Origin of the sequence: Rhizobium sp. BR 317, from assembly GCF_047445835.1 — a bacterium.
Classification (GTDB): domain Bacteria; phylum Pseudomonadota; class Alphaproteobacteria; order Rhizobiales; family Rhizobiaceae; genus Rhizobium; species Rhizobium paranaense.
Genome location: NZ_JARWLB010000027.1, coordinates 53372 through 62919, shown reverse-complemented (window position 1 = coordinate 62919; position 9548 = coordinate 53372). Strand labels below are relative to the sequence as shown.

Here is a 9548-nt window from a genome sequence, read left to right as displayed (position 1 = left end):
TCCGCCTGGGTGGCGGCGATGTCGAGACCGGAGACGGTGGCGCCGCTCGAGATCGACCGGCCGGTAGCGGCAATTGTACCCTGAGCAAAGACCGTGCCGGCAACGGAAATATCGAGACCGGCATTGAGGCCGATATTGTTGTAGCTCAGCAGCGAGGCGGCCGAGATCGAACCGGAGGTCGCGGTGATCGACAGCGCACCCGTGCTGTTGGCAGATCCCGTCAAACCGATGTTGCCGGCCGAGGCCAAAAGCGTCGCCGTTCCACCGGCCGTGACATTGGCGGCGGCAATACCACCGGCCGAGCTCATCACAAGATTGGCGGCGCTGTTGCTGTCACCCGAAACACTCAACAGGCCGCTGCCGCTTGACACAGTAATATCGTCGTCGGCCGCGACCGACTGCAGGGTAATACCCTGATCGGCCTGAATGGCGAGTTTTGCCTTCGAGCTCACCTTGGCCGCCGTCACCTTGTTCTTCGAGGTGATGCTGACGCCCTGGCCCGAGGCATTGCCGATCGAGATCTTGCCATCGGCCGACAGCGACAGTTCGCCGGCATTGGCGGCCATGTCGCCACTCATGTTAACGCCGGCACCCTTCTCGGTGACGACGATTTTGATGCGGTCGGCCTGCATGGCGCCAAGCGCGGTGCCGTCGATGGCGTATTCCGGTGTGCCGGAGGTGGCGGTCAGCGCTGTGGCCTCACCGGTCGCATAGTTGTATTGGCTCGCACCGCCCGTCAGACGGACGGTCTTGCCATAGATCGGCGCGTTGACGTGGATGTTGCGCGCAACGACGTCGAACAGGTCGACGGCACCGGGGCTGGCAGCGAAGTTACCCCCTGCTCCTTCGAAGGTGACATCACCGCCATTGACGGTGAAACCCGTCAGGCTGCCGTCGCTGCCGATCGTGGGTACACCGGTCGTCAGGGTGGCATGCGGCGTGTTGATGAAGCCACAGCCGTTGCAGGTTATTCCGTTGGGGTTAGCCACTATGACGTCGGCGCGACCACCGAACACTTCTATTGGACCATTCAGCGCCGAGCGATTGGAACTGGTCACCTCGTTCAAAATGACCGAGGCCGGGTTCGAGCCATTGAGGTTGGGATTGCCCGGCGTGACGCCGCCAAGGTTCGAGGTGCCCTGCTCGCCCTTGAAGTTGTTGAGGATCGCGCCCTGGGTTCCGACATTGAAATTGTCGTATTTGTTGTGTGACAGGCCGGCGGCGTTCGGCGTGACGATATCGATGAGCGGTACGCCGTTCGGAGCAGCACCGACGCTTGGCTGGTTGGCGGTAGGCGCCGTCGTGCTTGCCGATATCGATTGAGCGTTGGCAATCGCCGGCTGCAAAAACAGAAGCGCGCTGAGGGTGACGGCCAGCGATTGCTGTCCGAGGCGCGCCAGCCGGTGAATGGCATTGCTTGCCGACGGCCGAAAGACAATCCGCTCATTGAACGATTTGCTGGAATCCTGCCCTGAATGTTTACGCACGATACGCTCTCGCCCTTTTGAGGCTAGGCCACCTCTGCGGATCTCGCAGGACAATGTCGCCTATATCTTGCCTCGCCCGGACCGCGTCATGCGGCACCCTATTGATGGTTTGTCTTGATGGACTTCGTGGCAAACGTCAATTCACCACACGGATATGGAGAGTAAATTTTGGAGAGTTCGCGTGAATTTGGTAAAGCCAGTGTGAATTTTGCACCAAAAACTATAGTCAATGCGGAGAAGAATACGCGTGTTGGCTGATTTTTTCGCAGGTGCTTCAGGTCTTGCGCACGGCGATGTGGACGCCCCGCCTATCGGCGGGGCAAACTGTGGCTTGTCTTACTTCTTCGTCAGCAGCCACAGCTTAACTTGGCGAGTGAAAGCATTTGAAAGGCGTTGCGCCAGAATATCATCCGGTCCCGCTGCCTCTGCCGCATTGACGGCCATTGCGACGAATATTCCAAGCCCCTCACCCCGCATACCACTGTTACCGGCCGCGACGACGGGCTTTTCCGCAATGAGTCGTCCCGAATTCACATCTTCCAGCCTGACCGTCCCGGAAATTTGGCTGTCGCTGTGAATGAGAATACGTCCGGCCTTGGAAGCCAAGTCGACCACATGCAGAGTAACGACCAACCGGGCCCGCGTCGGGCCGCCGGGAAGGCCAATTAGTTCTTTTTCCATACTCGCTTTCAGCACTCTGAGCACCGTTGGCAGCTGCGGATCTGGTTTGCCTTCGGTGAACAGGCCCGTCATCTTGACATCAGGCGCCGTCTCGATGCGTATCTCACGCACCGAACTTTGTTGAAGCGCAGCGACAAGCCGGGGATCAGCGGCAACGCAGGAGGCAAGCATCGTCACGAGGAGCAAGGCGATTACGCAGGATACGCTCCGCATCAACCGCACGCTGAAATCGCTGATATCGGACATCAAACGCATGGACATCATTACACCACCTCAGCCGTCTCTCTTGGCCGGGGCTGTCTTCACGCCGCCGTCGAGCTTCTTGTAGACATCGCTCAACTGAGACTTCGGCGCCGGGCAGCGCTTGCCCAGGGCGATCTCGGTGAGTACGCGATTGCGATTGCGCAAGGCGTCGATCTCAATCTTTTCCGGGGATTTGGGATCCATGAAGAACAGCGCCGGCCAGAAGAGAAGAACGCCGGTGGCGCCCAGGATGACGTTTTTGCCTTGAGCCTGCGAGCGTTCCTTGACGGTCGCGAGGATCTGGCGTTCGTTGGCTTCGAATTCGCGCGAGATCCCGCCGCAATCCATGCCGCCGTCGCCGACATTGGTCGAGGCAATTGGATGCGCTTCGCGGCCGCCGCAGCTCGAAAGCGCGATGGCGCAACAGAGAAGCGCAGCCGCGGGTAGCGAAAAGGTCGTCTTGTTATCTTTCCGAATGAATAAAGCCATGATTTTCCTCTAAATTCTGGTTACCATTTTACGGAGGAGCTGACGAATAGAAGCCCCCCATCCTTTTTATCGACAGTGCCGGCCAGCACGTCGGAATAGCCGATGTCGAGATTGAGATTGCCGCCCGCGAGCTTCGCACCGACCGTCCAGCCGAGCATGTCGCCACCCTCGATCTGATGGCGCGTCTCAGAGGCGATCCGGCCGTAATCGAGCCCGACGTAGGGGCGGAACTCGCCGAACATTTTCGAAAGCGCCGCATTGTCGGCAAAGGGCTGGGCACGCCAGACTAGGTCGTTGCGCGTGAAAAAGCCGTTGTTGCCAAACAGCATGCTTTCGCGCGTGCCGCGGACGGTGGAATAGCTGCCGAGCGAGATCTGTTCGGCTCCAAACAGATTGTCCGGGGAATATTGTCCCGTCAGAACTGAATTGACCTCGAAATGCTGTTCGCCGAGCTGGAACGGCCGGGTCATGGTGATGGTGCCGGTGAACTTCGAAAACCGCGGATCGGCATTGCCGGCTCCGGCATCGCCCGGATCGACGGCATCGAAGAGGTTCAGGCCCTGGTTGTAGGAAAGATCGAAGACCCAGAGGCCCCCCAGCATGCGCCGCGAATGCGAGATGCCGAGATCACCGACAGTATACTTGCGGCTGCCGACCTCGATCTTGCTGCCGAGCAAGAAATTGTTGGTTTCCTTGTAGGTCAAGCCGCTGTTGAAGGTGGTGATCGAATCCTTGTCGCGGAAGATAACCCGGTCGGCACCGATGCCGAGCTGCTTAGAGTCGCCCGATGTCTGCAGCGTCCCGAAATTGCCAGGAACCGAGCTGTCATAGCCGTACAAGGCACCGTTTGCCGAGAGCGTCCAATAACCATAGGGGACGCTGACATTGCCAGTATAGCTATCGCTCCTGCCCTGGCCGTCGTCGTGCCAGGGATAGTTCGGACCCGTGTGCTCGTAGCTGAAGCTCCACTGGTCATTCACCCCGAAGAGATTGTCGTAGCCGATGGAGGCCGAGCTCTTGGAATAGCCAGTCTGCGCCTGACCGAGATTGCTGTTGCCGACCCAAAGGTGCCAGGGATGGCTGGGCTTGTTCTCGATGTTGAGAATCGACGTTCCGTCCGTCTTTCCCGGTAGCATTGCCGTCTTGGCATTGTTGGAATTCAGCCGGTTGATCTGGTCGAGGCCCTGCTCAATGTCGCGCAGATTGACGATATGGTCCTTCAGGCCGGGAAAGGCGGTGGCAAGCATGCCGGAACCCATCACACCGGAAACAGGTGCCGGCTTACCGTTGATATAGATGTCGGACAGCGTTCCCTCGACAGCGACCAGACGCAATGTTTTCGTCTTGGCAATGTCTTGCGCCGGCACGTAGAGGCGCGAGGTCACGAAGCTCCTGTCGAGATAGAGCTGGGTCAGGTCCCGCAGCAGCGTGTTGATCTCCCCGACACCGACGCAGCGGTTGCGGTAGGGGGCGGTGACCCTGCCGACATCGGCGCCCCTTAATCGCGTGACGCCCTCCACCTGGACATCAGTAACCGCGAAACAGGGGCCGCCTTTTTTCGCTCCCGCTCCCTGCTGCTCGGTTGGCGCCTCTGACGGCTTCGGCGTGCTCTTGCGTAGCGCATCGAGACGCTGTTGTTCATTCTGCTGTGCGTGCCGACGCGCAAAATCGTCATTCGGCGATTGCTGCGCAGCCGCCATCGACGCCGCCAAAGCTGTCGTGAGCAGCACAATGACACGCACGATGGAAAGGGATGCCGTGGAGGCAAGGCTGTGTCGGGCAGCCGTCGGTTGCCGGGCCGATGTCATGGGATCGTTCGCGTCGTGCCGTTAGTTGGAAGCGGGCTTCTGCAGCGCATCCAGTGCCGCGGCCAGTCCCTTCAAGGAGAATTTGATGTTGACCTTCTGGCCATTCATCATCTGCACGTGACCGACCCCGTCCGCCGCCTTTGAAAGTGCCGCAACCATTTTTGCATCCAGTTTCTGCTGCGACCAGCAACCGGCCTGGTTGCAATTGCGATAGGTAAGCTGGACGACGGGCTTATCGTTCACGTCGATGCTGAGCCCTGCCGGCAGATACATGTTGAGCGGCACAAGCGTCGTCAGCACGAGATCGCTCTGCGCCGTCTTGCTCTCCTTCTTCGACGGAGCCGGAGCGGGTGCCGGCGCCTTGGCGATCGCCAAGGTCAGGATGTTGACGTCCTGCTCTCCCTGCTTCACCGTCGCAATCTGGGCCACTTCGCAACTTGTCGTCGCCGAACCGTCGGCGGCCTTGCCATCGACACAGCGGTAATACCAGCCGTCAAATTTCTGTACGCGGGCTTGCGATGCCGGCTGTTGCTGACCAGCAGGTGTTTGACCGGCAGGTGCCGTGGCGGAATTCTGTTGAGCACCCGCGTTGGCCGGCGCGGTCGCAACTGTCGCCGGCTGCTCTTGGGCCATGCCAGACGACGCATAAAGAGCGGATGACACCAGAATTGCGGATGCGAGATTCTTGGCGGAAAACACGTCATTCAAAACAACAAACGTCATGCGAAGCTTCCTAAAGGTCACAACTGCTCGATTGAGCAAGAGGCACTTGCTCACCGAAAAATCATCAAAATCATGAAAGAGCACCTAGACAGTGCGGCCGGTCATCGGCTTGACCTGTCCAATAGCAGACTTCATTCGACACACGGATAGTTAGAATTGCCGCAGCGTCGATTCGTGCTCGCTTTTGGTGAGCCGTGTGTATTTTTGCAACACAGACGCTTGTATTGGTTAACCAGCAGCATTCGAACGTGGCTACTTTTTCCTTACTCGCAAAAAATACACGTTATCATTGTCTTCCATATGGCTCTCGGCTAAGTTCGCGTCATTCGAGCAATGGCCATCAGAGCCTGGGGGAGGACGGAAATAGTCGACGATCAGTTTCAAAGGACGGTGACGTCGGGCGGGTTGCCCGCCAAAGTCACCATTGTCCTTTCTCCCGAGAACCGCGCGGATGCGGAAGTGATTGCGGAGAAATTCCGTCTCGAAACAGCGGAACCAAGCGGTCTGGTAACGTTCGGCCAGGAGGCCATCAGCGGCTTCGGCTCACGGCTGGACGAAATTCTGTCCCAGATAACGAACGCCCAGTCTCCCGTCCTTTTCGAATTGTTTCGAACGGTACGCGACGGGATCAACGACGCCGACCTGAAAACTCTCGAAAACAGCATCCGCGAAAAGCTCAAGGGCAGCTTTCTCGATAGAATATTGATCGCCATTGGATTGCGGGATCCGGCCAATAGATTGAAGCGCGTCACCGACGAGGTGCGCGGCATTCTGCAGAGCAAGACCAAATCTCTGAGCGACCTCATCAAGCCTATGGAAGCCCGGGTCAATCAGGAGAGCTCAAAGCTGGTCACCGACGTGTCACGCATGAGCCAGCTCGCCAATGGTTATCGGGATTCGATCGTGTCCCTCGGCAAGTTCGTCGAGGCTGGGCGGCTGATAATCGCAGAGGCCGAAGGCGATCTGATGCGACTTAAGGAAGAGGCCGCCGCCGGGGATCCACTGCGTATCCAGACGGCGCGTGAATTCGCACAGAAGCTGGATATTTTCCAGAACCGGGTTTTGGTGCTTGAAACGATCTATGCCAAGGCGCCGGCCAATCTCGACTCTATCGGCATCGCCCGCGGTGCCGCGCTTGCGACGCTTGCGGAAACGGTTTCGTCTGCAAACGCCGAGTTCAACGACATCAAATCGATCCTTATTCGACTACATGTGTTGTTCCAGATGCAGTCGATTCAGCAGATGAACGAAATGCGCCGGGAGCTTCGCTCTTCGCTCCAGCGGTATGGACTGCAGGTGTTGGAGGACGTGTCCGTGAACGCGGCGAAGGCTTCGGGCGAGACGCGCCTGGCGGATGCGGACCTGGTGCTTGAAACAGCGCAGCGCCTGCGCTCGATCGCCGACAAGGTGCTCGCCGAAGGCGAGCAGAACAAGCAGCGCTACTCCGCCGCCCGCGTAAAGCTGGAGCAGGCCCGGCAGCTCGTCACCGACCGCCCGATTTAAGACATGGAGTGAAGAACGCATGGCGACATTCAAGCTTGCGAAGGGTCAGTCGTTTCAGATTCACAAGGAGATGGAACTCGTCCATTCCGGACTTGTGTGGGATCCACCAGAAGGCTCCGGCCCGGCATTTGATCTCGACGTTCACTGCTTCGCGCTTATTCATCCGGGCGGCGACGCCAACCGTGCCCGGCTCTATAATGACGGTTCGCATGCGCTCTGCTACGCCTTCGTGCGCAGCCCCGGCAACCCCGAGGGCTCTCTCTTCAAGAATCCCGACGGCTCGTTCCAGACCGACGACGGCTCCATGTGGCACGAGCGCGACGACCGCACCGGTCGCGGTGGGCCTGTGCGGGCCGACGACGATGATGACAAGGAAGGCGGACACCACGGCGAAGGCTTCAGGGAGGAATTCAAGATCGTCCTCGCCAAGCTGCCGACCGACGTCGCCGAACTGGCGGTCTGGGCGACCATTCATGACGCCGAACGCAAACGCCAGGATTTCGGGAAGGTGAAGAACGCCTACATCGAGGTCTGCGACGCCATGGACGACGAACTCTGCCGATATCAGCTCACGGCCGAATTCGCGGGAAAGACGACAATACAGGTCGCGTCCTTTCTTAAACAATCAGACGGCTCGTGGAAGTTCCACGCCGTCGGTGCGGGGTCGAATGCCGGCCTGGGTGAAGTCATCAACGCCTATTTGGGATGAAGGAGCCGGATGCCGTGGGACCGGGGGACGACGACGGCGACCGGCATCGCAAAACGTCTCCCAAAATTCTCTTTGGGGAGCGCACGCCGACTGAGGAAGCAGGCCTCGAAAACTCGGGTGGAAAACCGCGCGTGCTCTTCGGCTCTCCTCATCAACCGGCGGCTAAGGGTACTTTCCCTCGCATCGTCGCGGATGGTGAGATACGTCGGCGCATCGAATGCACCATATCAGGATTGCGAGAGATCGAGCCGGACGCCGCGGAGGCAGTGCTTCGCAGCGCGATGCAGCTCATCGATGCGACGAACCTCGACGATCATCATTTCGACGATGTCGTGCGGTTCGGCGCATCGCTTCAGGAAAGGCACGGGAGACTCGCCGACGAACAACTCGCCCTCGCGGACGACGATACGCTCGCGACGGTCAAACGTCTCAGCGGCGATCTTCTGCAGCATCTCGACCAGCTCGACCCGGCACTCGTATTTGCGCAACAACGCGGCGTTGGCGGCATTCTGCGTGCCATCATGCGAGAAGACCCCGAGAGGCTCCTTGCGCGCCGCTATGGAGAAATGACGGAGATCACCAAGGGACTTAAGGCCCGGCTGCCGGAGATTTCAAGGCTGGCCGGCACGATCAATGCGCTGAGAAACAAGTACACATCCTTGGAAAACGGCCTCGCAGCTCATGTTGTCGCAGCACGCTTTCTTATGCGGCACATAGCTACGCATACCTATGAGGACAGTGTGACCGAGAAACATTACACATCCCAGGCCGATGCCCTTGAAGCACGAATTACCGCACTTTCGATGACGGCGGCGTCCGTTGCGGTCGGGCATCGAATGATTGAATCCATTCACACAATCGTTGCGGGGACCGAACGCTTTGCCTCCGACCTCGTCAATGAAGAACTGCCGGCTTGGAAAACCGCCTATTCGGCCGCGTTGATGGCGCGCGCATCAGATGCCCATGCCGCGGCCGACGGCCTCCCTCGCCTCAAGCAGCTCCACACCCGCTTACGAAACACACTCATAATGGAAGGATGACCCATGACGACATTCAGACTGCAAAAGCCCGAGGAGGAAGTCCGCCGGGTTGGCTTTGTGCTCCAGAAACAAGGCATCCACGAACGCATCCCGGCGCAGGTGGGACTGAACATCGACGTGTCAGGCTCCATGGCGGAGTTATTCTCATCCGGCATCGTGCAATCGGCGCTCGAGCGGGTGCTCCCGGTTGCCTTGTACTTCGACGATGACGGCCGTATCGACACATGGGTCTTTTCCGACACCGATAGAATCGCATCTATTACTCCGGCAACGGCTAACAATTATGCCGACTATGTCGAGCGCGAAATCACCGGCAACCCGCTGCTGAAACGCATCCTCTGGGGAGGCACGGACTATGCTCCGGTCATTCGCTCCAACCTGATGACCTACGGATTGCTCGAAGAGCATAACGCCGGCGGCCTTCTCGCAATGATCTTCGGCATGAAGCGCGACTCGCTTGGCGAGGAAACGCGCTCGGGCGTTCCAGCCATCAACTACTTCCTGACGGACGGGCAGAACTCGGACCACGAAGCCGCATGGCGTCTTCTTAGCGATGCCGAGCACGCGCAGTCGCAGATCTACTATGTCATGGTCGGGATCGGAGACGACGAGTTCAGCTTCCTCCGTGCGGCTGCAAAGGAATTTCCGAACGTGGGCTTTGTGAGCGCCAGGAACCTGGGCGCGTTTGTCGGCAGCGACGACGCTTACGAGAAGCTGCTGCCTGCCGAACTCTGCTCATGGCTGAAGCACGAGCACGAGGGAGATGACGATCATCACTAAGGCGCTTCGCGAACGCTTCCGGACAGAAGCAGTGGCGCCCCGTGCCCTGCGTCGTCAGCTTCGCTTCCCCGCCGGTCAGATGAGA

9 protein-coding genes are annotated in these 9548 nt (G+C 59.0%); 4 read left to right on the top strand and 5 right to left on the bottom strand.

Going from position 1 to position 9548, the window contains the following annotated elements:
- From QD357_RS28590 to QD357_RS28570, 5 genes are all read right to left on the bottom strand, one after another.
- The coding region (locus QD357_RS28590) for a filamentous hemagglutinin N-terminal domain-containing protein (protein WP_414125560.1) at positions 1 to 1439 on the bottom strand (1439 nt) is incomplete at its 3' end.
- Between the two features lie 384 nt (positions 1440 to 1823).
- On the bottom strand, positions 1824 to 2381 hold the full coding sequence (locus tag QD357_RS28585; protein ID WP_414125559.1) for a hypothetical protein: 558 nt from the start codon (positions 2379 to 2381) through the stop codon (positions 1824 to 1826).
- 60 nt (positions 2382 to 2441) lie between these two features.
- Positions 2442 to 2900 (bottom strand): hypothetical protein, encoded by a 459-nt coding sequence (locus QD357_RS28580; RefSeq protein ID WP_183938621.1) that lies wholly within the window; start codon positions 2898 to 2900, stop codon positions 2442 to 2444.
- 20 nt (positions 2901 to 2920) lie between these two features.
- Positions 2921 to 4708, bottom strand: coding sequence for a ShlB/FhaC/HecB family hemolysin secretion/activation protein (locus QD357_RS28575; RefSeq protein ID WP_414125554.1), 1788 nt, complete (start codon positions 4706 to 4708; stop codon positions 2921 to 2923).
- 21 nt (positions 4709 to 4729) lie between these two features.
- Positions 4730 to 5431 (bottom strand): invasion associated locus B family protein, encoded by a 702-nt coding sequence (locus tag QD357_RS28570; RefSeq protein WP_414125553.1) that lies wholly within the window; start codon positions 5429 to 5431, stop codon positions 4730 to 4732.
- A gap of 333 nt (positions 5432 to 5764) precedes the next feature.
- Here QD357_RS28570 and QD357_RS28565 point away from each other — a divergent pair, with 333 nt between their 5' ends.
- From QD357_RS28565 to QD357_RS28550, 4 genes are read left to right on the top strand one after another with little or no spacing between them, the layout of a single operon-like run.
- Positions 5765 to 6934: a toxic anion resistance protein gene (locus QD357_RS28565; RefSeq protein ID WP_414125552.1), complete on the top strand. Its 1170-nt coding sequence runs from the start codon at positions 5765 to 5767 to the stop codon at positions 6932 to 6934.
- A 19-nt stretch (positions 6935 to 6953) separates the two neighbouring features.
- Complete coding sequence (locus QD357_RS28560) at positions 6954 to 7643, top strand: TerD family protein (RefSeq protein ID WP_414125551.1); 690 nt, start codon at positions 6954 to 6956, stop codon at positions 7641 to 7643.
- Between the two features lie 14 nt (positions 7644 to 7657).
- Entirely contained in the window at positions 7658 to 8683 is a 1026-nt protein-coding gene (locus tag QD357_RS28555; RefSeq protein WP_414125550.1) for a hypothetical protein, read from the top strand.
- Between the two features lie 3 nt (positions 8684 to 8686).
- Positions 8687 to 9463: a VWA domain-containing protein gene (locus QD357_RS28550; protein ID WP_414125549.1), complete on the top strand. Its 777-nt coding sequence runs from the start codon at positions 8687 to 8689 to the stop codon at positions 9461 to 9463.
- Positions 9464 to 9548 lie beyond the last annotated feature (85 nt).